Below are 20,924 nucleotides of genomic sequence, written 5' to 3' on the forward strand. Positions count from 1 at the left end.
AATGCTCAATTTTCAGGTTTGGTTGCTCATGGACGCTTTGTTGCACATTTTTAAGAAATTACGAACATTCTTTTTTTTAATATTTGCTTTAATTCTTACTGCATGTGTTAGTCATCCTCCTGCGGATGTTAATAATCTTTGTAATATATTTAGGCAATATCCTAAATGGTATCGAGATGCTAAGGATGTGGAACGCCGATGGAAAGTTCCAATTCCAGTTCAAATGGCAATCATCCATCAAGAATCAAAATTTAACGCACGAGCACGACCACCTCGTCAGAAGCTCTTTTGTATTATTCCTTGGAAAAGACCTTCGTCAGCTTATGGATATACCCAAGCACTGCATGGAACTTGGAATCACTACAAACAAAGTTGTGGTGGATGGTTTGCTTCCCGGGATGATTTTGCTGATGGTGTGGATTTTATTGGATGGTACGCCAATGAAGCGTATAAAAGAGCAAGGGTGCCTCGAACAGATGCGTATTTACTTTATTTGGCCTATCATGAAGGTATAGGTGGTTATCAACGTAAAACTTATTTGAGAAAATCATGGTTAATACCCGTTGCTCGCAAAGTAAAAGCGCGCTCACAACTTTATGCAATGCAGCTTAATTCGTGTAAAAAATATTAGAACAACACTATGGTGCTAATGTTTTCCTGAATTTGTGACGTAGAAGCTTAGGGTAAATTTGAATTTATATGGTTTAATAAGTAATAATATATTCAGTAATTGAAACTGATATAGATCACTAAGGAGTTTTTAATGCGATTAATGCTTTTGGGTGGGCCGGGTGCAGGAAAGGGAACCCAGGCTTTGCGTTTGATTGAACGTTATCAAATTCCGCAAATCTCCACAGGTGATATGCTGCGTGCTGCTATTGCGCAAGGAACTCCTTTGGGACTCAGTGCCAAAAAGATTATGGAAACGGGAGGATTGGTTTCCGATGACATCATTATTGGGCTAGTTAAAGAACGTTTAAAAAAGAGCGATTGTGCCAATGGCTTTTTATTTGATGGTTTTCCTAGAACAATTGTACAGGCAGATGCCTTGAAGCAGGCAGAAATTTATTTAGACCATGTTATTGAAATTGATGTTGATGATGAAGAAATCATTAAGCGTATTAGTGGAAGACGTATCCATCAACCTTCTGGCCGTGTTTATCATATCCAAAATCACCCTCCAAAACATGACGGAATAGATGATGTTACAGGGGAAGCTTTAATTCAACGTGAAGATGACAAAGAAGAAACGGTAAGAAAGCGTTTGGAAGTTTATCGTAATCAAACAGCCCCTTTAGTTCATTACTATAAGTCTTGGGCTGAGAGTGGCACCCATGGTGCTCCTGAATTCCATAGTATTAGTGGAGCTGGAGATGTGGATGATGTATTCCAAAAAATTGTTAACTCAATTGAAGCTAAGGAAGAAATATGACCAGCCTTAATATTACCAGCTCTGAATTTGAATCTTTAATTAACGAAAATGAAATTGTATTCATTGATTTTTGGGCAGACTGGTGTGCTCCATGTAAACAATTTTCCAAGGTTTATGAGCAAGTGGCTGAGCAGTTTCCAAATATAAAATTTGCAAAAGTAAATATTGAAGCAGAACAACAATTGTCGGATTTCTTTGAAATCCGCTCTATCCCGCATCTGATGGTATTCAAAGAAGGAATTGTGATTTATTCAAATGCTGGCAGTATGCCAGCTTCAACGCTTAAAGAATTGGTTGAACAAGCAGTGGCTGTTGATGTCAGTGCAATAAAAGATGAGCTTCGGCAGAAGGATAAGAAGTAACCTTTGATAAGTAATTTGCCAATTCTTTTTTACCTGTTTCATCAATGATTAGATCAAGTTTTGTTCGTCGTTTGAGTATATCATCACAATTTTGTGCCCATTCTTCTAAAATCAGATAATCTACTTCAACTTGATAGAGATAGGTACAATATTTTTTTCCCAAGGATTCTTTGCTATTACAGGAGGAAAGGAACAATTCCATGCGACTTCCATAAGTATTCAAATAACGATTAAATAAGTCTGTATCCATCCATTTATATTTTTCTTTAGCATAATGAACGTACTGCTCAAAATTCATTTGTTCAAAAAAGGCTCCTGGTAATGGGGTTGATGCCGTGGTCGAAGGGCCCATTTGTGGAAATGTTGGAAGGAGTTGATTGATAACCTCCTCTGCTAATTGCCGGTACGTAGTAATTTTTCCACCATAAATGGTAACACTGGGTGCGGGGTTGAGATGGACTTCATATGAATAATCACGGCTTAAAGCTTTGGCCTCTTTGTTTTCGTCAGCGAGCAAGGCTCTGACACCACTCCAAGTATAAATAATATCTTGTGCTGATATCTTACTTTTAAAGTACGAATTAACCAAATCAAGCAAATAATGAACCTCTTCATCACTGATGCTTGCATTACCTGGATTACCAGTGAGTGGAATATCAGTGGTACCTATCATGCTAAATCCGTGGTATGGAATAACAAAAATTACCCGTTTGTCTTGATGTTGTAATAAATATGCGTGATTGCCCTCATAAATTTGAGGAACAATAATGTGGCTTCCCTTAATTAAACTGATTTTTTGTCGATCGGGGATCTGCGTGAGTTGTTCCACCGATTTGACCCATGGACCAGCCGCATTAATTACTGATTTGGCACAGAGTGTATAGCATGGGCCTACTTTAGGTTGAACAGTTAATTGCCATAAGTTATTTACAACGTCGATATGAATCACTGTCGAGTGGGTTCTTATGCTAGCCCCATGGTTTTTTGCTTGGATTGCATTAACAATGGTTAAGCGAGCATCATCAGTTACAGCATCATAGAATAGAAAACCCTTATCTAATTGATTAATTAAAGGGTCAAAATATTCCATTTTGCTTTTTCTATAAATGGTTTTGCATTTGGGTAAACGATTTTTGCTACTTAAATGGTCATAAATAAAAAGACCTAAACGTAAAAACCAAGCGGGTCGCATATGTTTTTCATAAGGTAGAACTAAGGCTTGGGGATGTACTAAATGGGGTGCTAAATCTAAAAGTCGTTGTCTTTCGGTGATTGCTTTTTTCACCATACCAAATTCATAATTTTCTAAGTATCTAAACCCACCGTGAATTAGTTTTGTGCTGCTTGAGGAAGTTTTAGAGGCTAAATCATCTTGCTCCAAAAGGACTACAGATAATCCTCTTAATGACGCATCTGCAGCACAACCACAGCCATTGATGCCGCCACCGATAATTGCAACATCAAAAACCGAATTCATATTTTGGTCTCCATAAAAAAAGTATACACTTACAATATACACATAATAGTTGGGACAAGGAACTCTGCAACAATGAATTATTTACTGGCAATCGATCAAGGAACGAGCAGTACCCGAGCCATGATATATACTGTTCATGGCGAATTAGTTACTTCCAGTCAATACCCACTTACTCAACATTATCCGCAAAGCGGGTGGGTCGAGCATGATCCAGAAGAAATATGGCAAAAAACTCTAACTGCCATGCGTGATGTTGTATCTCGAGTTCCTGTGGAGCAAATAGTGTCTTGTGGTGTAACAAACCAAAGGGAAACTACAGTAATCTGGAATAAAAAAACTGGAGACTGTCTTGCACCGGCAATTGTTTGGCAAGATCGGCGAACCGCTGAATACTGCAAAACACTAATAGTTGATGAATCGATGATTCAAGAAAAAACGGGTTTAATACCCGATCCTTATTTTTCAGCGACTAAGCTAAAATGGCTTTTAGATAATAATCCTCAAGCAAAAGCATTAGCAGATAAAGGTGATTTAGCTTTTGGCACTATTGATAGTTTTCTTATCTGGCGTTTGACTACGGAACATTTACATTTAACTGATGTGACTAATGCATCAAGGACCATGCTTTTTAATATTAAGGAAGAACAATGGGATTGGGATTTGCTCGAATACTTTAGAATACCCGAGTCCGTTTTGCCTAAAGTCTGTGCAAGTGATAGTCAATTTGGCCTGATAGATAAAAAGTGGTTGGGTATAGAACTTCCCATTACCGGGGTTGCTGGCGATCAGCAAGCCGCATTAATTGGTCAGGCCTGCTTCAACATTGGCATGATAAAAGCCACTTTTGGAACAGGTGCATTTTTATTACTTAATACAGGAAGTAAGGCGGTTCTATCGCAGCATAAACTTTTGACAACCATAGCCTATAAGATTCATGGAAAAACAGTTTATGGATTAGAAGGCAGCATTTATCATGCGGGTACCACTGTAAAGTGGTTACGAGATTCAATGCAACTTATTTCTCATGCTGATGAAACCGAAACCTTAGCAAACTCATTAAAAGGAAATGACGGGGTTTATTTAGTTTCAGCCTTTACCGGTTTAGGTGCTCCCCATTGGTTATCGGTACCAGGAGCATCCATGGTCGGTTTAAGCTTATCCAGCAGCAGAGCTCATTTTGCCAGAGCTGCGTTAGAGGGCGTTTGTTACCAAACGCGCGAAGTATGTCTTTGTATGCGCGAAGACAGTCAATTGGATTTGTCCTTATTGCGTGTTGATGGTGGAATGGCAGTCAATCAGTGGTTCTTACAATTTTTAGCAGATCAGTGTCAACTGAAAATACAAAAACCTAAAGATATCGAGACCACGGCTAAGGGTGCAGCGATATTGGCTGGTTTAGGATGTGGTGTTTTTAATTCTTTAGATGAACTCAATGCAATCTGGAGTGTGGAGCAAGAATTTAGTCCACAAAGGGCTTTAGAGGAAGTAGAAATGGATTATCGGGGCTGGCGTCAGGCATTGCAAAAAGCAAAGTGGTAGTTACAGACTTCTATTAATCGCCCATCATCCCTCGTTACCGCGGGATGATGGGTTTGTGCTAAACCTAGGCTATTAAGGTACATCTCTAGTTTTTTCGCCAGTGTACAGCTGACGTGGTCTACCAATTCGTGACTTGGTGGCAACCATTTCCATCCAATGACTCATCCAACCCACAGTTCGAGCCAAAGCAAAAATTACTGTAAACATATTGGTTGGAATTCCTAGAGCACTTAAAGTCAAGCCTGAATAGAAATCAACATTGGGATAAAGTTTTTTCTCAATAAAATAATCGTCTTCAAGGGCAATGCGCTCCAGTTCCATAGCCAGTTTGAATAATGGCTCATCTTTTGCACCTACAGCTTCCAAGACATCATAGCAGGTTTGACGCATTACTTTTGCTCGAGGATCATAACTCTTATACACACGATGCCCGAATCCCATTAATCGGAATGGATCATCTTTATCCTTAGCCCGTTTAATGTAATGTTGAATGCGATCAACGCTTCCAATTTCTTTGAGCATGTTCAGGCATGCTTCATTTGCACCCCCATGTGCTGGCCCCCATAATGCCCCGATACCTGCAGAAATGCATGCAAAAGGATTCGCACCTGTTGAGCCAGCGAGACGAACAGTCGAAGTGGAAGCGTTTTGTTCATGGTCTGCATGCAGAATAAAGATTGTATCCATGGCACGGACTAGAACCGGATCAGGCGTAGACTCTTCTGTTGGTACGCTAAACATCATATGCAAGAAGTTTTCCGCATAAGACATTTTATTTTGTGGGTAAATATACGGTAATCCTATGGAATATTTATAACTCATTGCTGCAAAAGTAGGCATTTTAGCAACCATGCGAATTGCAGAAATAAAGCGATCTTCGGCGTTATTTATATCCATAGTCTCATGATAAAACGCAGAGAGCGCACCAACCATGCCCACCATAATTGCCATGGGATGCGCATCACGACGAAAGCCATTTAAAAATTGATACATTTGTTGATGTACCATGGTGTGATTGTTAATTAAGCTAACAAATTTTTTCTTTTCTTCAGCATTAGGTAATTCGCCGTTAAGTAAAAGATAGCTTACGTCAAGGAAATCTTTTTTCTCAGCCAATTGCTCGATAGGGTAACCGCGATAGAGCAATATACCTTTATCGCCGTCTATATAAGTGATTTTAGATTCACAGGAGGCAGTTGATAAATAACCCTGATCGAAAGTAAAGACGCCACTCGCCCCCAATTTCGTGATATCAATAACATCATTTCCTAAGGTAGGCGTATATACGGGTAATTCAAGCGGCTCTTGGCCTTCAAGGCTAAGTTTAGCTGTTTTATTGGTCATTGCTTCTCCTGATAAAGGATTCATATTGATTGTGCGTGGCACTATATAAAAATGCTCACTTACAGTCAATTTTATTATGGTTTAGAATTTCAAAGAATAACAGTAAAAAGCAATAAAATTGTTATGTGCCTGGAGAGCGCTAAGGTTTAGCTTATATTTAACTGTTTATCTCCAGAAAATACGGTGTTTCAGTGTTTCTCCAGGGCTACAATTTAGGATAGATGATTTAATTAAATCCGTCTGTGTGGTATTCTTCATTATTAAAATTTATCGTCAAGGATACGTCCAAACCATGGTTTATCTAGCTAAAGAAGTCTTGCCAGTTAATATTGAAGATGAATTAAAACAATCCTATCTTGATTATGCGATGAGTGTCATTGTAGGCAGGGCATTACCTGATGTTCGCGATGGGCTGAAGCCGGTTCATCGACGCGTGCTTTTTGCAATGAGTGAATTGGGTAATGACTGGAATAAACCCTATAAAAAATCGGCGCGTGTCGTGGGGGATGTGATCGGTAAATACCATCCACATGGTGATACAGCAGTTTATGATACAATCGTTCGCATGGCACAACCTTTTTCAATGCGATATCTTTTGGTTGATGGCCAGGGTAACTTTGGTTCGGTAGATGGTGACGCGCCTGCGGCAATGCGATATACCGAAGTAAGAATGTCGAAAGTGGCTCATGCTTTATTAGCTGATCTGGAAAAAGAAACAGTTGATTTTAGCCCTAACTATGATGAAACCGAATTCGCTCCAGTAGTTTTGCCTTCCCGTGTACCCAATTTGCTCGTTAATGGTTCTTCAGGTATTGCTGTAGGTATGGCGACGAATATTCCACCGCATAATCTGACTGAAGTGATTAATGCGTGTATTGCCTTGGTTGACGATCCTGAATTAAGCCTAGATGACATTATGGAAATTATTCCTGGTCCGGATTTCCCAACAGCAGCCATTATTAATGGACGAGCCGGGATTATTCAAGGTTATCGTACAGGGAAAGGTCGAGCCATTATCCGCGCGCGAACAGAAATTGAAACAGATGAAGATTCCGGGCGCCAGTCCATTATTATTACGGAACTTCCTTATCAAGTGAATAAAGCCCGTTTGGTTGAGCGTATTGCTGAACTGGTTCGTGATAAAAAAATTGAGGGGATTTCTGGGCTTAGAGATGAATCAGATAAACAAGGAATGCGCGTCGTTATTGAGCTAAAACGAAATGAAGTGGCTGATGTCATTTTAAATAACTTATATGCTCATACGCAAATGCAAAACGTGTTTGGAATCAATATGGTTGCCTTAGTTGATGGTCAACCCCGTACATTGAATTTGAAACAAATTCTTGAATATTTTATTAAACACCGACGTGAAGTTGTCACCCGAAGAACCCTGTTCGATCTGAAAAAAGCACGTAGCCGTGCTCATTTATTGGAAGGTCTAGGTATTGCCCTCGCTAATATTGATGAGATGATTGCTTTGATTAAACAATCACCAACCCCGCAAGATGCAAAAGAAGCCTTACTTGCTAAGTTGTGGGAAGCAGGCATGGTTAAAACGATGCTGGAGCGAGCTGGTTCTGATGCATCACGTCCCGATGATTTGGCTGCTGAGTTTGGTTTAGGTGCTGATGGGTATAAATTATCAGAAGCCCAAGCCCAAGCCATTCTGGAATTAAGACTACATCGTTTAACTGCTCTGGAACAGGATAAGATTTTAGGTGAGTTCGAGGAATTATTGAAGTTGATTCGCGAGCTATTGGAAATTTTGGCTTCTCCAGAACGGCTGATGCAAGTGATCCGTGATGAGTTTCTTGAGATTAAAACACAGTTTGGTGACGAGCGTCGTACTGAAATTACCGCATCACAAGAAGACTTAACCATTGAGGATTTAATTACTGAAGAGAATGTGGTAGTTACTCTGTCACATCAAGGTTATGTAAAATACCAACCACTTACTGCATATCAGGCTCAGCGTCGTGGCGGAAAAGGTAAATCTGCAACCAATGTTAAAGATGAAGACTTTGTTTCACGTCTCGTTATTGCAAGTACACATGACACGCTACTTTGTTTCTCTAACCATGGAAAACTCTATTGGTTAAAAGCTTATCAGCTTCCATTAGCCAGCCGTATTTCCAGAGGCCGTCCCATTATTAATATCTTACCTCTTGCTGAAGGCGAAGAAATTAATGCCATGTTGCCAGTCAGAGAATATCAAGAGGGTTATTATGTGTTTATGGCCACTAAAAAAGGAACAGTCAAAAAAGTACCTTTAAATGCATTTAGCCGTCCCAGATCCAACGGAATTATTGCTGTGGATCTTGACGAAGATGACAGCTTGGTTGGTGTGGATATCACCGATGGTAGTAAAGATATCATGTTATTCACTGATGCCGGAAAAGTGGTTCGTTTTGATGAAAATAAAGTCCGACCTATGGGGCGTACTGCTCGTGGTGTGCGAGGTATTCGCATAGAAGAAGGTCAGGCAGTAATTTCCTTGGTTGTAGCGCACCCAGATGGAACCATATTAACTGCAACAGAAAATGGATACGGTAAACGTACCTCAATTGAAGAATATCGTGTTTCTGGTCGAGGTGGACAAGGGGTGATTTCCATTCAGGTAAGCGAACGTAATGGTAAAGTTGTTCGTTCAGTCCAAGTGACTGATGCGGATGAAGCCATGCTCATTACAGATAAAGGCACCTTGGTACGCTTCAGGATAAATGAATTGTCTGTGATCGGACGAAATACACAAGGAGTTCGATTAATTAATGTCAGCCCTGGTGAAAAAGTAGTGGGTATGCAGAAAATTGAAGATTTGGGCGAGGACTCTAATGAGTCCGATAACGAAATTGAAATTGAAGAAAGTGGCGATGACGAATCGAGTTTATAATTTTGGTGCTGGTCCTTCAATGCTTCCTGAGACCATATTAAAGGAAGCTCAGGAAGAATTCCTTGATTGGCAAAACTTAGGTGTCTCAGTGCTTGAAGTAGGGCATCGTACTCCAGAATTTTCGGCGCTTTTGAATCATGCCGAGCAGTCTTTAAGAGAATTACTCTTTATTCCTCCAAATTATCAAGTACTATTTTTTGGAGGTGCGGCCCGTACTCAATTTGCTATGATTCCCATGAATTTTTTGCATCCAGAGGAGCAGGCGGGGTATTTAGTTACTGGTCTATGGTCGCATATGGCTTTTGCTGAAGCACAGCACTTAAAGCAAGCCTATTGCATCGCCAGTGGCGAAGAATATGGTTATAAGACAATTCCTGAACCTAAAAGTTGGGAAATAAAAGAAAATACATCCTATGTTTATTACACACCTAATGAAACCGTCAATGGTGTACGATTTCCCAATGTTCCTAAAACAAAGGGTAGTACATTAATTGCGGACATGACCTCTGCTCTGCTTACCGAGCCAATAGACATCAAGAGTTATGGTTTAATTTTCGCCGGAGCTCAGAAAAATATAGCAAATGCGGGTTTAACCATAGTAATTGTTCGGGATGACCTGCTGGAGAGATTACCTGTTCCTCCTGTACCAACCATGCTAAATTATAAGATTCAAGCTGAGCATCATTCACTTTATGCAACTTTGCCGGTATTTAATTGTTATTTAGCTGATAAAATGTTTGATTGGTTAAAAAAACAAGGTGGAGTTGAAGCAATATATCGTATTAACTGCCAAAAAGCAGCAAAGTTATATCAATATCTGGATAGCTCAGATTTTTATACTACTAATATCGATCCTCAAGTGCGTTCCATTGTGAATATATGTTTCTCACTTAAGAATGAACAATTAGAGGATGAATTCCTTCGTTTAGCCCAACTTCGGGGTTTATATGCTTTAAAGGGACATCGAGTTGTGGGTGGACTACGCGCCAGCCTTTACAATGCAATGCCAATGGCTGGAGTTGATGCACTTATTGAGTTCATGTCTGAATTTGCTAAGGAAAATAGTCGGTGAGAATACATAATTTCATAAGTAAACCCGTCCGCGCGATAAAAGGTGAGATCACCGTGCCTGGTGATAAATCGATTTCCCATCGCTCCATTATTTTTGGATCCATAGCTAAAGGAACAACCATCATTAATGGATTTCTTGATGGTGAGGATTGCATGGCGACCTTGAAGGCATTTCAAGCTATGGGTGTTTCAATAGAAGGGCCTGATGAACAACAAGTTGTAATTCATGGTGTTGGGAAATATGGGTTGAAGAAACCTGAGCAGGTTATTGATTGCGGAAACTCTGGAACCAGCATGCGCTTATTAGCAGGATTATTGGCGGCACAATCTTTTGATAGTCAGTTGACCGGTGATGAAAGTTTATTAAAGAGACCTATGCTACGGATTAGTAAGCCATTAACACAAATGGGTGCTGATATAACTACTGTGGATGGCAAACCTCCGATAACAATTAGAGGCGGAAAAGAACTTAATGGAATCCATTATGTAATGCCTGAAGCAAGTGCTCAGGTGAAATCATGTATTTTGTTGGCAGGACTTTATGCTCGAGGTGAGACTCAAATTACAGAAACCGGTATAAGTCGAGATCATACGGAGCTAATGCTCAAATACTTCTCTTATCCAGTTCATCATAAAGACAATGTTCTCGTTATTAATTCAACAAGTGAATGCTTGGGTACTGAGATTTTTGTTCCTGGAGATATTTCCTCGGCAGCATTTTTTATTGTTGCAGCCACGATTATTCCTGGTTCTGATGTCCTAATTCATAATGTTGGCATTAATCCAACACGTACAGGAATAATTCATATTTTACTCGAAATGGGCGCCAATATTACTCTGTTAAATCAACGGCAACTTGGAGAAGAATGGGTTGCTGATTTACGCGTTAAATATGCGCCATTGAAAGGAATTAATATTGGTGCAAATATGGTTCCACTTGCAATTGATGAATTTCCTGCTATTTTTGTAGCCGCAGCATGTGCCCAAGGGCAAACAACACTTCATGGGGCAAGCGAGTTACGTTTTAAAGAAAGTGACCGTATTGCTACCATGGTTGATGGCCTAAAAAAATTAGGCATTCATGCGGAAGCATTCGATGACGGTGTCATGATTGAGGGCGGAATAATGCATGGCGGTAGTGTTGAAAGTATGGGTGATCACCGTATTGCCATGTCTTTTGCAATCGCTGGGGCTGTAGCTAGTGAACCCGTTACTATTAAAAATTGTGCCAATGTAGCTACCTCATTTCCTTTGTTCATCGAAACAGCAAGGGAGCTTCAGCTACAAATAGAGGAAATTGTTGATAATGTACAATGACACCGTACCTGTGATAACCCTAGATGGGCCAAGTGGAACTGGTAAGGGAACGATATGTCAATTACTTGCAAAACATCTTAAATGGAATATGCTTGATAGCGGTGCAATTTATCGCGTCCTCGCTTATGCAGCAAGAAAAAACAAAATTGATTTTCATGATGTGGAACAATTAACTGGTTTAGCACGGTCCCTAAATTTACGTTTTATATCTTCAGATGATTATGGAACACAAACTATATTGGACGAAGAGGACATCAGCTCAGCAATTCGAAGTGAGCAATGTGGTCAAGATGCATCTCAAATTGCTGCAATTCAGGAAGTAAGGCAGGCGCTACTTGAGCGTCAACGTAATTTTGCTCAACCTCCCGGTTTGGTTACTGATGGCCGAGATATGGGCACAGTAGTTTTTCCAACGGCCATTTTAAAGATTTTTTTATATGCAAACGAAGCAGAAAGAGCAAATAGACGATATTTACAGTTGAAAGAAAAAGGAATTAATGTTAGCCTCGCGCAGGTTGTAGAAGAATTGGCTAAACGTGACGTAAGGGATACTGGTCGCGCACATGCGCCATTAAAGCCTGCAGATGATGCAGTGCAAATTGATACAACCAGCTTATCCATTGTACAAGTGTTTAATATTGTATTAGAATTAATGAAGGAACGTATGCACAATGTTTAAGTTTTTATTAGGGGAAAGATGAGTGGAACTCATTCTTTCATTTTTTTACTAAAGAGTTTATTAACATGTCTGAAAGTTTCAAAGAATTGTTTGAGCAAAGTATTGCCGGTGCTCAATTTTATCCTGGTGCCATTATTAATGCCAAAGTTATCGGTATCGATAGTGATTATGTCATTTTAAATGCCGGTCTAAAATCTGAAGGGATTGTACCTAAAGAAGAATTTTATGACAAAGATGGTGCCTTGGAAGTTAACCTGGGTGATACTGTCGAAGTAGCGCTGGACTCAGTCGAAGATGGCTACGGCGAAACGCTCCTTTCAAGAGAAAAGGCAAAACGTCAGGAAGCTTGGCGAAAATTATCTAAATCACATGAAAACAATGAAACAGTTACTGGTCTTATTTCCGGAAAGGTCAAAGGCGGATTTACTGTTGAAATTGGAACGATACGCGCTTTCTTACCTGGTTCATTAGTAGACGTCAGACCTGTAAGAGATCCTTCTTATCTTGAAGGAAAAGAGCTTGAATTCAAAGTAATTAAAATGGATTTAAAGCGCAACAATATTGTTGTATCACGTCGCGCAGTTGTTGAAGAAGAAAGCAGCGCTGACAGACAAGCATTGCTTGAGTCACTACATGAAGGCCAAGAGCTCCATGGTATTGTCAAAAACCTTACCGATTATGGTGCATTTATTGATTTGGGCGGCATAGATGGCTTGCTACACATTACTGATATTTCTTGGAAACGGGTCAAACATCCAAGTGAAGTATTATCAGTTGGTCAAGATGTGAAAGTGAAAGTATTAAGCTTTGACAGCGAAAGAAACCGTGTTTCCTTAGGCATGAAGCAATTAGGTAACGATCCTTGGGTTGACCTGGTAGAACGTTATCCAATAGGCAAAAAATTACAAGGTAAAGTAACCAACATTACTGATTATGGTTGCTTTGTAGAAATTGAAGAAGGCGTTGAAGGCTTAGTCCATATGTCTGAGATGGATTGGACCAATAAAAACGTACATCCAAGTAAAGTGGTTTCACTAGGTGATGTAGTTGATGTTATGGTTCTTGAAATTGATGAAGAACGACGTCGTATTTCTTTAGGTATGAAGCAATGTGTGGGTAATCCATGGCAACAATTTGCTGCAACTCACAATAAGAACCAAAAAGTTAGTGGTAAGATTCGTTCCATCACTGATTTTGGAATATTCATTGGCTTAGATGGCGATATTGATGGTTTAGTTCACTTGTCTGATATTTCCTGGACTGTTCCTGGTGAAGAAGCAGTAAAACAGTTTAAGAAAGGACAGGAATTAGAAGCAGTTATTCTTGCTATAGACCCTGAGCGTGAGCGAATTTCCTTAGGTATTAAACAACTTGAAGGTGACAACTTTACAAGTTTTGTTGATGAGTACACCAAAGGAGCTATCGTCAAAGGAACTGTTGTGGCTGTTGACGCTAAAACAGTTACTGTTGCATTAGCAGATGACATTACTGGTACTATTCGTGCGAGTGAGCTTTCAGATGAGCGTGTTGATGATGCGACTACTCTGGTCAAAGAAGGTGACGAGATTGAAGCAAAAATCATCAATGTTGACCGTAAAAACCGTTCAATTACTCTTTCAGTAAAAGCGAAAGATGCTCAAGATGAAGCTGATGCGATTAAGAAGTACTCTAGAACAGAAGGCGCATCAACAACAACCTTAGGTGATTTGTTGAAAGAAAAAATGGCAAGCAAAGAAAGTGATTAATTTCTTTATTGTCAAATAGCTAAAAAAGCGTAGATTTTTCTACGCTTTTTTGTTTTTATCTATATAAATAATCTGAGTGAGGCGAAGTGAGCTCAGGTTTATGTTATTATAGTCTCCTGGTAATTACCGGGTTGCACTTCGCTTTTACTGCCCAGGCAACAAAAGGAAGAATTTATGCGCATATTAATGCTGGTTATTTATTTACTTCTCATTATTATTGGCGTTAGTTTTGCTGCCCTAAATGCTACTTCGGTAGATGTTAATTTTTATTTTAAAACAATATCTATGCCTATCTCAGTTCTTATGACCATAATGTTGGGCATTGGTATTTTAGTGGGTTTTATACTTTTTGTTGGACGATATTGGCGTCTAAAGGCGGAATGTTACAAAATTAAGAATCAATTGAAATTAACTGAAAAAGAAATTAAAAACTTACGATCAATTCCATTGCAAGATCAACATTAGTTTTTTTATTATATAAAACGTAACATGCACAGAGGAGGGTAATAATGATTGATTTATGGCCATTACTATTGCCTGCTGCTGCTTGGTCGGGCTGGTGGATGGCAAATCGTAGTAAACCCAAAGAAGATCCTACTTTTTATAACCGTTTATCCCGTGAATACGTTGTCGGACTTAATTATCTCTTAAATGAACAACCCGATAAGGCTGTTGATATTTTTATTAAATTATTAGAGGTAGATAGTGATACGGTAGAAACTCACCTTGCATTAGGAAGTTTATTCAGGCGTCGTGGAGAGGTTGATAGAGCCATCCGAATTCATCAAAATTTGATTGCAAGACCTCAATTAAGTATTCTGCAAAGAAAAGAATCTTTAATGGCTCTTGGCCAGGATTATATGAGTGCTGGCTTATTTGATAGGGCAGAGCGAATTTTCTTAGAGGTTGTGGAGTTAGGTGGTTCTAAAGAGACACGAAGTTTACATGGCTTATTAGCCATTTATCAGCAAGAAAAAGCTTGGGAAAAGGCTTTAGATGTAATTAAAAAATTAGAAATTTCAACAGGAACAAGTTTTCATAATCAAGCAGCTCATTATTATTGTGAAATGGCCAGTCAGGCATTAAAAACTAATGCGATTGACAAGGCTACATATTGTATTAAACAAGCTATATGTGTGGATAATGAATCAGTTCGAGCCAGCTTAATGAATGCAAGCCTGGAAATGAAAGAAGGTCGTTACAAGCAAGCCATTCGCTCATTAAAACGTGTCCCACAACAAGATGCAGATTTTTTAACAGAAATTATTGAACCACTCGTTATATGCCACAAAGAATTAAATACAATGGATGAGTGCATCAAGTATCTTGAGCAGACCTTAGAAAATCATCCTCGGGCTTCAGTAATTTTTGTCATCGCAGAATATTTAAGACAACAAAAGAATATGGATGCCGCTATAGATTTCGTAGCCGATAATTTAAGCAAACATCCATCAATAAGAGGTTTAAATCAGTTAATTTATTGGCATCTTGAATCTGCTCACGGGAAAGTTCGTGACAAATTACAAATGCTTTATGATATAACGAGTAAGTTTTTAGACAATAAGCCAGTTTATCGATGCGTTCATTGCGGCTTTGGTGGTAAGCATCTGCATTGGCATTGTCCCGGTTGTAAAAACTGGGGAAGAATGAAACCTGTCCATGGTTTGGAAGGATATTAACTAATTTTAAGAGATTATGATGCAATTTATCGATTTAAAAAAACAGTATTCAATAATAGAAACCGAAATTTTGGCCAGTATTAAAAATGTTTTGAATCATGGCCAGTATATTATGGGACCTGAAATTACAGAGCTTGAAAAGCAATTGGCTGATTTTATAGGTGTCAAACATGTTATTGTCAATTCAAGTGGAACAGATGCCTTATTAATGGCATTAATGGCTTTGGAAATTCAGCCTGGAGATGAGGTTATTACTACTCCGTTTAGTTTTTTTGCCACCACAGAAGTAATTAGCCTTTGCCAAGCCAAACCAGTTTTTGTCGATATCGACCCTCTTACCTATAATATGGATCCCAAACATTTAGAAGCGGCTATTACCAGTAAAACTAAGGCAATAATGCCCGTTGGATTGTATGGTCAATGTTCTGATCATGATGAAATTAATGCGATTGCTGCTCGTTACGGTATTCCGGTAATTGAAGACGCAGCGCAGAGTTTCGGTGCAACATATAAAGGTAACTATTCATGCGCCTTATCAACAATTGGATGTACTAGTTTTTTTCCATCTAAACCTTTAGGTGGATATGGTGATTCTGGTGCTTGTTTTACCAATGATGATGCTTTGGCACAGAAACTCATTGAAATAAGAATTCATGGACAAAATGCGCGTTATTGCCATAATCGTATAGGCATTAATGGCCGAATGGATACCATACAAGCTGCTGTTTTAATTGAAAAACTGAAACTTTTCCCTGATGAAATCATTATGCGGCAAAGGGTTGCTAAGGCTTATGATCACATGCTCTCGCCATTAGTAAAAACACCTTATATTCATAGCTATAACACAAGCGTTTACGCGCAATATACAATTGAAGTAAATAATCGTGATGCTTTTCAAAAATCAATGAGCGAATCAGGAATCCCAACTGCAGTCCATTATCCAATACCGTTGCATCAACAAACTGCCTTAGCTTATTTAGGGTACAAAGTGGGCGATTTTCCCCATTCTGAACATGCAAGCAGTCGGGTAATCAGTTTACCTATGCATCCTTATTTGCAAGAAGCCGAACAAATGAAAATTGTTGCTGCAGTTAAAAATGCTCTAGAAATGCGCGAAGAAGAGGCTGTGGCATAAAATGACACCTAAATTAATTGTTGCGCTTGATTTTGATAATGAGCATGCTGCTTTAAACCTTATTGAAAAGCTTGACCCTAAAAGTTGTGCTTTGAAAGTAGGTAGCGAGCTTTTTACTCTATTTGGCACGGATTTTGTGAAACAATTAGTGAAGCGACAATTTAAGGTTTTCTTGGATTTAAAATTTCATGATATTCCCAATACTGTTGCAAATGCGTGTAAGGCAGGGGCTGAATTAGGGGTGTGGATGATGAATGTTCATGCTTCTGGTGGAGTAAGCATGATGCAGGCAGCACGCAAAGCAATCGATGCTTATGGCACTAATCGACCTCTATTAATTGCTGTAACTGTTTTAACCAGTTTTAATCAAATCGAATTAACTTCTATTGGTATAAGCACACCGATCATGGAGCATGTAAAGAAACTGGCAATCTTAACCAAAGAATCGGGTTTAGATGGAGTGGTTAGCTCCGCTCAAGAAGTTAACGTAATTAAAAGGGCCTGTGGCGATCAATTTATTACAGTTACTCCAGGAATTAGACTTTCAAATGATGCAAATGATGATCAATCAAGAGTGATGACACCCAAACAAGCTATTAAGGAAGGTAGTGATTATTTAGTAGTAGGTCGTCCCATCACCCAATCATCAAATCCAGAACTCGTTGTCGCAGAAATTCTAAAAAGTATTCAAGAACCTTAATTATCTCAATGTCCTGGGTAACCCAAGTTGTTACCCAGGGTTATCTTAAAAAAATTTTTTTATATCTCAACTCAATCTCACTTACTTCAAAATAAGAAGTGTAATTTTTGATTAATTAGTGCTATTTAATTTCTGATAAATTTGTGTTAATTATATTTGTGATGGTTAAAAATAATAAAACAGATAAGCATCCAACCGTATCACTTAAATGAATGAGGTGATTAAGAAAAACAGGAGTTTAAGCAAAAAGAAGATTTAAGCAGAATAGGAAATTTTGCAAAATACAATAAAGCTGCTGAATGTATTAATGGATTATCATAACTTAAGGATAAGTGATGACACCACAACACGTAATAAGTCAGTTGCTTGACTCTGACTCAGCTCAATACGCTCAAAACCTGGATTTATTAAAAAAAATTATTATTACTGCCTACTTAGGTCGTCTACAGATCAACGGCTTACCTCCAGATAATAAAATTGCCTTAGGGAACTATTTATTTGACAACGAGCAGATGATGTTCGATTTTACACGTCTAAGTGAAGAAAAAAGAGCCCTATTTATGCACTGGTTCTTAGAGCCGCATCAAGAGAATAAATCGAAGGTTTTTTTAAGAGGCGTTACCGTAAATGAGTATCGAGGTTTTACTGCTGAGGTCCCTTTGTCCTGGTGGGGTAGAATAGTAAGCTGGTTCCAAGGGCTGTATTTAGACTATTGGAAAATAAGCGATATCGATTTATCACTGAAAAATATATCTCACTATCAATTGACTGGAATTGAGATGTGTCAAGGGACTCATGGAATATTGATCGGCTTTAATCAATTTCTAGTACCTGGAACAGGAACAAAGTACAAAGCCCACAATGACTTACAACAAGAGCCTTTAGGCAATACAAAACGAATTTTTATTACCGATAAATTAGTCGAACAGCTTAGTACGCTCAATTTAAAAAATATCAAATTTGAATCGGTATGCAAAAGCCCGCATCCTCAATCTATAGAAGTGTCTGATCCGCAGGAACGTCTCGATAAAATGTATGATTATCGAAAAATGCAGCGATTTATGTCCATGAAACCTTGGTATATTCGAATTTGGATTTGGTTATTTCCATGGTTGGGTGAAGAAAAAGTTAAAAGCAAATCCATTAAAGAAAAACAAATAGTTCCCTTATATGAATCAAAAAAAATAGAAATATACCGATTTTTAAAATCTCATGAGATTTTAGTCAGAGAAAGAAAACCTAATATTGAAAATATTGTTCTTTGTGGCGGTGGTGCAAAAATTTTTGCACATATTGGGGTCTGGAAGGCGCTAAATGAAGCCAGAATATATCCTGAAAAGTTTGCGGGTAGTTCTGCGGGCGCGATTATGGCTTTAATGTGTTATTTAGGCTATTCAGCGGCTGAAATTGAAGAATTATTTAAACATTTTAAACATGAACATTTAGTTCATTTTGATATTAATATTAATGGAATTTCAGAGGCTCATTCGCTAAAAACAGCTCTTGATTATGCAATTGCCTATAAATTAAATGAAATCGTTGCTAAATATCGAATTCCATATCCAGAGGGAAAAATTACTTTCGCAACTTTAGAAGAGATAAGAAAAAAATGTCCTGGATGTGGTATAGGAAAAGAGTTGGTGGTAACGGCTACGAATAAACGTAAGGGGGAAACGCGCTATTTTTCATTTTTACGCTCACCTAATTTTGAAGTAAGTGAAGCAGTTAAAACATCAGCAAGCTTTCCTATAGTTTACCGGTCGACCGATATTGATGGAGATCCACATAATGATGGTGGTGTATTGAATAATTTTCCTACGGAAGCTTTTGTGGATGATCATACAACATTACTCGAATCCGAATATGGTAATAATTTAAAAGTACTCGCTGTCAAGTTCGATGATGGACCCGAGAGAAAGGCAATAGATCGGGTGATGGATAGGGTTTATAGAGAAAATATAGTGTTAAACTGGATTTATCGATTGCTAACTGGGGTGAGTGATCCTGCCAGTGGGTGGGAAAAAGACCGTTTAAAATTAAGAAAATATGCATGCCAATCCATTGTGATCAATGTAGATAATGTATCTACCTCATCATTTACAGTGGGAGAGAAAACCAGAAAAAAAATGATTGAGTCAGGTTACAAAGAGACAATAAACTACTTAAATATGCGTTATCACAAAAATGAATTTGATGAGTATGATAATGAGGAGTTCATGTATGAGACGTTCAGCTCTTTAGGTGAATTGCTCTCTTATTGTTGTTATAGAGGAGATAGACAATGGTTTGATAGAGTGTATCAACTTCTTGAAGAATCTACTGCTCCTAATCGCGTTGATTTGTTAAAACAGGCTCAAGAATTAAAGGCTCTTTATTTCAATTCGGGATCTTCTTCATTACATAGCCCTTCACATGAAGATCGTCCATTAACATTTTTTGGTAATGAAATACACCACACCCTTTCTTCTACAGTTAGAATGGAGAATCACAAAATTTTACTTGCGGTATATCCTGTATTTTTAAAGTTATCGCAGTCTTTATTAAAAGACAGTACGGACAAAAAAATCTTTGATTACGCTCGCCATTCATTTTTGTTGAAAGATCCTTTTGCTTGTTTAGAGCATTTTGCAAAAATTCGAAATGAAACTCATTTAATTCTTCATATTGTGATTAAGTTATTAAAAGAACTTAAAAAAAATCCGGCTAAAGAGGTTTATGATGCATTGAGTCAGGTGCTTGATTTGTTGAATGGGAATAAAAACATGGATAAAGACGAGTATTTTGCACGTTGGGATTTATCTTTTCCCCAATGTTTACGTATGTTGCGTATATGGAACAAAGATTCTCAAATTAATACTCGCTTACTTCGTTCGATGAGCAGAAAAAGTGAGCCTTTGCAAACCGTAGTTTCAGGTGTTTATTATGAAGCAGAGGATGACTCTGATGAGGCGTTTTCTTTTAGTATGTAATATGTTGCAATACATGATATTTTATTTACTTCCATTCGCATCAGGAATAGATATGGAGAAGCATTTATTTTTATGAATAGAAAAGGTTTTACACTTCTTGAGTTAGTGATAACGATGGCATTATTTATAGGATTATCACTATTAGGAATAGCTTCATATACTTATTTCATGAATAAAAATGAGCAACAAACAATAATTGATGAACTACGAACAGCAATTCAATATGCCAAGATTCAGGCGATTATTCTTGGTAATCCAGTATATCTTACTCCCATAGATAGTTCATCCAATTGGTCAAATGGTATGGTTTTGAGTTTTTTAGAGAAACAAACCAATCAAGCCAAAATGATTTATCAATGGCAATGGAATCATCCACGCTGGAGTTTGAATTGGGAGGGCGCTGGTTCAACAAATAAGATCACGTTTTCAACTGTTCTTGGTCAGGCGATGAGCAATGGCCATTTTACCTTAATTAATAAAGTGACACATGAGCAAGTCACTGTGATTTTAAATCGACTAGGAAGAATAAGAGTCAGCAATAGCTTGTCGCTAGAGCGTTAATTTTGTAAGATCTTACTGATAATA

17 protein-coding genes are annotated in these 20,924 nt (G+C 38.3%); 15 read left to right on the plus strand and 2 right to left on the minus strand.

The genetic code is table 11. The features are described 5' to 3' along the window. The first annotated feature begins 28 nt into the window (after positions 1 to 28). The 3 genes from ACF8MK_RS13330 (at position 29) to ACF8MK_RS13340 (ending at position 1,794) form a co-directional block, all read left to right on the plus strand. The gene (locus ACF8MK_RS13330) at positions 29 to 631 is read left to right on the plus strand and encodes a transglycosylase SLT domain-containing protein (RefSeq protein ID WP_265704108.1); all 603 of its coding nucleotides are present in this window, start codon (positions 29 to 31) and stop codon (positions 629 to 631) included. 132 nt (positions 632 to 763) lie between these two features. Next, on the plus strand, positions 764 to 1,432 hold the full coding sequence (gene adk / locus ACF8MK_RS13335) for an adenylate kinase (RefSeq protein WP_392537062.1): 669 nt from the start codon (positions 764 to 766) through the stop codon (positions 1,430 to 1,432). Further along, the gene (locus ACF8MK_RS13340; RefSeq protein ID WP_392537063.1) at positions 1,429 to 1,794 is read left to right on the plus strand and encodes a thioredoxin family protein; all 366 of its coding nucleotides are present in this window, start codon (positions 1,429 to 1,431) and stop codon (positions 1,792 to 1,794) included. Before adk ends, ACF8MK_RS13340 begins: the two co-directional genes overlap by 4 nt. Here the strand turns inward: ACF8MK_RS13340 and glpD are convergent. After that, positions 1,751 to 3,271, minus strand: coding sequence for a glycerol-3-phosphate dehydrogenase (gene glpD / locus ACF8MK_RS13345; protein WP_392537064.1), 1,521 nt, complete (start codon positions 3,269 to 3,271; stop codon positions 1,751 to 1,753). The two genes, ACF8MK_RS13340 and glpD, sit on opposite strands and share 44 nt — an antisense overlap. A 72-nt stretch (positions 3,272 to 3,343) precedes the next feature. Here glpD and glpK point away from each other — a divergent pair, with 72 nt between their 5' ends. Then, positions 3,344 to 4,810, plus strand: coding sequence for a glycerol kinase GlpK (gene glpK, locus ACF8MK_RS13350; RefSeq protein WP_392537065.1), 1,467 nt, complete (start codon positions 3,344 to 3,346; stop codon positions 4,808 to 4,810). A 72-nt stretch (positions 4,811 to 4,882) separates the two neighbouring features. Here glpK and gltA read toward each other — a convergent pair whose 3' ends face one another. Then, positions 4,883 to 6,154, minus strand: a complete 1,272-nt coding sequence (gene gltA / locus ACF8MK_RS13355; protein WP_265704113.1) for a citrate synthase — start codon at positions 6,152 to 6,154, stop codon at positions 4,883 to 4,885. Between the two features lie 292 nt (positions 6,155 to 6,446). On the opposite strand from gltA, the gene gyrA reads away from it, so the two are divergent. The 11 genes from gyrA to ACF8MK_RS13410 all read left to right on the plus strand — a co-directional run bounded on the left by gyrA (position 6,447) and on the right by ACF8MK_RS13410 (position 20,900). Then, a complete protein-coding gene (gene gyrA, locus ACF8MK_RS13360; RefSeq protein ID WP_392537066.1) occupies positions 6,447 to 9,044 on the plus strand; it encodes a DNA gyrase subunit A in 2,598 nt (865 codons plus the stop codon). Then, positions 9,025 to 10,116 carry a 3-phosphoserine/phosphohydroxythreonine transaminase gene (gene serC / locus ACF8MK_RS13365; protein WP_392538968.1) on the plus strand — a complete coding sequence of 364 codons (1,092 nt, stop codon included), beginning with the start codon at positions 9,025 to 9,027 and terminating at the stop codon, positions 10,114 to 10,116. Before gyrA ends, serC begins: the two co-directional genes overlap by 20 nt. Then, positions 10,113 to 11,432: a 3-phosphoshikimate 1-carboxyvinyltransferase gene (gene aroA, locus ACF8MK_RS13370; protein WP_392537067.1), complete on the plus strand. Its 1,320-nt coding sequence runs from the start codon at positions 10,113 to 10,115 to the stop codon at positions 11,430 to 11,432. The genes serC and aroA overlap by 4 nt, the downstream gene beginning before the upstream one ends. Then, positions 11,422 to 12,111, plus strand: coding sequence for a (d)CMP kinase (gene cmk / locus ACF8MK_RS13375; RefSeq protein ID WP_392537068.1), 690 nt, complete (start codon positions 11,422 to 11,424; stop codon positions 12,109 to 12,111). The genes aroA and cmk overlap by 11 nt, the downstream gene beginning before the upstream one ends. A gap of 65 nt (positions 12,112 to 12,176) precedes the next feature. Further along, on the plus strand, positions 12,177 to 13,856 hold the full coding sequence (rpsA, locus tag ACF8MK_RS13380; protein ID WP_265704116.1) for a 30S ribosomal protein S1: 1,680 nt from the start codon (positions 12,177 to 12,179) through the stop codon (positions 13,854 to 13,856). 174 nt (positions 13,857 to 14,030) lie between these two features. Next, a complete protein-coding gene (locus ACF8MK_RS13385; RefSeq protein WP_028380413.1) occupies positions 14,031 to 14,321 on the plus strand; it encodes a lipopolysaccharide assembly protein LapA domain-containing protein in 291 nt (96 codons plus the stop codon). 44 nt (positions 14,322 to 14,365) lie between these two features. Further along, entirely contained in the window at positions 14,366 to 15,535 is a 1,170-nt protein-coding gene (gene lapB / locus ACF8MK_RS13390; RefSeq protein ID WP_392537069.1) for a lipopolysaccharide assembly protein LapB, read from the plus strand. A gap of 19 nt (positions 15,536 to 15,554) precedes the next feature. Continuing rightward, positions 15,555 to 16,670 carry a DegT/DnrJ/EryC1/StrS aminotransferase family protein gene (locus tag ACF8MK_RS13395; RefSeq protein WP_265704187.1) on the plus strand — a complete coding sequence of 372 codons (1,116 nt, stop codon included), beginning with the start codon at positions 15,555 to 15,557 and terminating at the stop codon, positions 16,668 to 16,670. A 1-nt stretch (position 16,671) separates the two neighbouring features. Continuing rightward, positions 16,672 to 17,370 carry an orotidine-5'-phosphate decarboxylase gene (pyrF, locus tag ACF8MK_RS13400; RefSeq protein ID WP_392537070.1) on the plus strand — a complete coding sequence of 233 codons (699 nt, stop codon included), beginning with the start codon at positions 16,672 to 16,674 and terminating at the stop codon, positions 17,368 to 17,370. 335 nt (positions 17,371 to 17,705) lie between these two features. Beyond that, a complete protein-coding gene (vpdC, locus tag ACF8MK_RS13405) occupies positions 17,706 to 20,339 on the plus strand; it encodes a Dot/Icm T4SS effector VpdC (protein WP_392537071.1) in 2,634 nt (877 codons plus the stop codon). A gap of 72 nt (positions 20,340 to 20,411) precedes the next feature. Then, positions 20,412 to 20,900 carry a GspH/FimT family pseudopilin gene (locus ACF8MK_RS13410; protein WP_392537072.1) on the plus strand — a complete coding sequence of 163 codons (489 nt, stop codon included), beginning with the start codon at positions 20,412 to 20,414 and terminating at the stop codon, positions 20,898 to 20,900. Positions 20,901 to 20,924: the final 24 nt, after the last annotated feature.

It is taken from the genome of Legionella sp. 227 (assembly GCF_043161935.1).
Classification (GTDB): domain Bacteria; phylum Pseudomonadota; class Gammaproteobacteria; order Legionellales; family Legionellaceae; genus Legionella; species Legionella sheltonii.

Excerpts from the sequence above, each read along its gene's own strand:
- gltA (WP_265704113.1), bottom strand. The coding sequence starts at position 6,154 with ATGACCAATAAAACAGCTAAACTTAGCCTTGAAGGCCAAGAGCCGCTT.
- serC (WP_392538968.1), top strand. The coding sequence starts at position 9,025 with ATGACGAATCGAGTTTATAATTTTGGTGCTGGTCCTTCAATGCTTCCT.
- cmk (WP_392537068.1), top strand. The coding sequence starts at position 11,422 with ATGTACAATGACACCGTACCTGTGATAACCCTAGATGGGCCAAGTGGA.
- glpD (WP_392537064.1), bottom strand. The coding sequence starts at position 3,271 with ATGAATTCGGTTTTTGATGTTGCAATTATCGGTGGCGGCATCAATGGC.
- adk (WP_392537062.1), top strand. The coding sequence starts at position 764 with ATGCGATTAATGCTTTTGGGTGGGCCGGGTGCAGGAAAGGGAACCCAG.
- glpK (WP_392537065.1), top strand. The coding sequence starts at position 3,344 with ATGAATTATTTACTGGCAATCGATCAAGGAACGAGCAGTACCCGAGCC.
- rpsA (WP_265704116.1), top strand. The coding sequence starts at position 12,177 with ATGTCTGAAAGTTTCAAAGAATTGTTTGAGCAAAGTATTGCCGGTGCT.
- ACF8MK_RS13385 (WP_028380413.1), top strand. The coding sequence starts at position 14,031 with ATGCGCATATTAATGCTGGTTATTTATTTACTTCTCATTATTATTGGC.
- gyrA (WP_392537066.1), top strand. The coding sequence starts at position 6,447 with ATGGTTTATCTAGCTAAAGAAGTCTTGCCAGTTAATATTGAAGATGAA.
- vpdC (WP_392537071.1), top strand. The coding sequence starts at position 17,706 with ATGACACCACAACACGTAATAAGTCAGTTGCTTGACTCTGACTCAGCT.
- ACF8MK_RS13340 (WP_392537063.1), top strand. The coding sequence starts at position 1,429 with ATGACCAGCCTTAATATTACCAGCTCTGAATTTGAATCTTTAATTAAC.
- ACF8MK_RS13410 (WP_392537072.1), top strand. The coding sequence starts at position 20,412 with ATGAATAGAAAAGGTTTTACACTTCTTGAGTTAGTGATAACGATGGCA.
- pyrF (WP_392537070.1), top strand. The coding sequence starts at position 16,672 with ATGACACCTAAATTAATTGTTGCGCTTGATTTTGATAATGAGCATGCT.
- ACF8MK_RS13395 (WP_265704187.1), top strand. The coding sequence starts at position 15,555 with ATGCAATTTATCGATTTAAAAAAACAGTATTCAATAATAGAAACCGAA.
- ACF8MK_RS13330 (WP_265704108.1), top strand. The coding sequence starts at position 29 with ATGGACGCTTTGTTGCACATTTTTAAGAAATTACGAACATTCTTTTTT.
- lapB (WP_392537069.1), top strand. The coding sequence starts at position 14,366 with ATGATTGATTTATGGCCATTACTATTGCCTGCTGCTGCTTGGTCGGGC.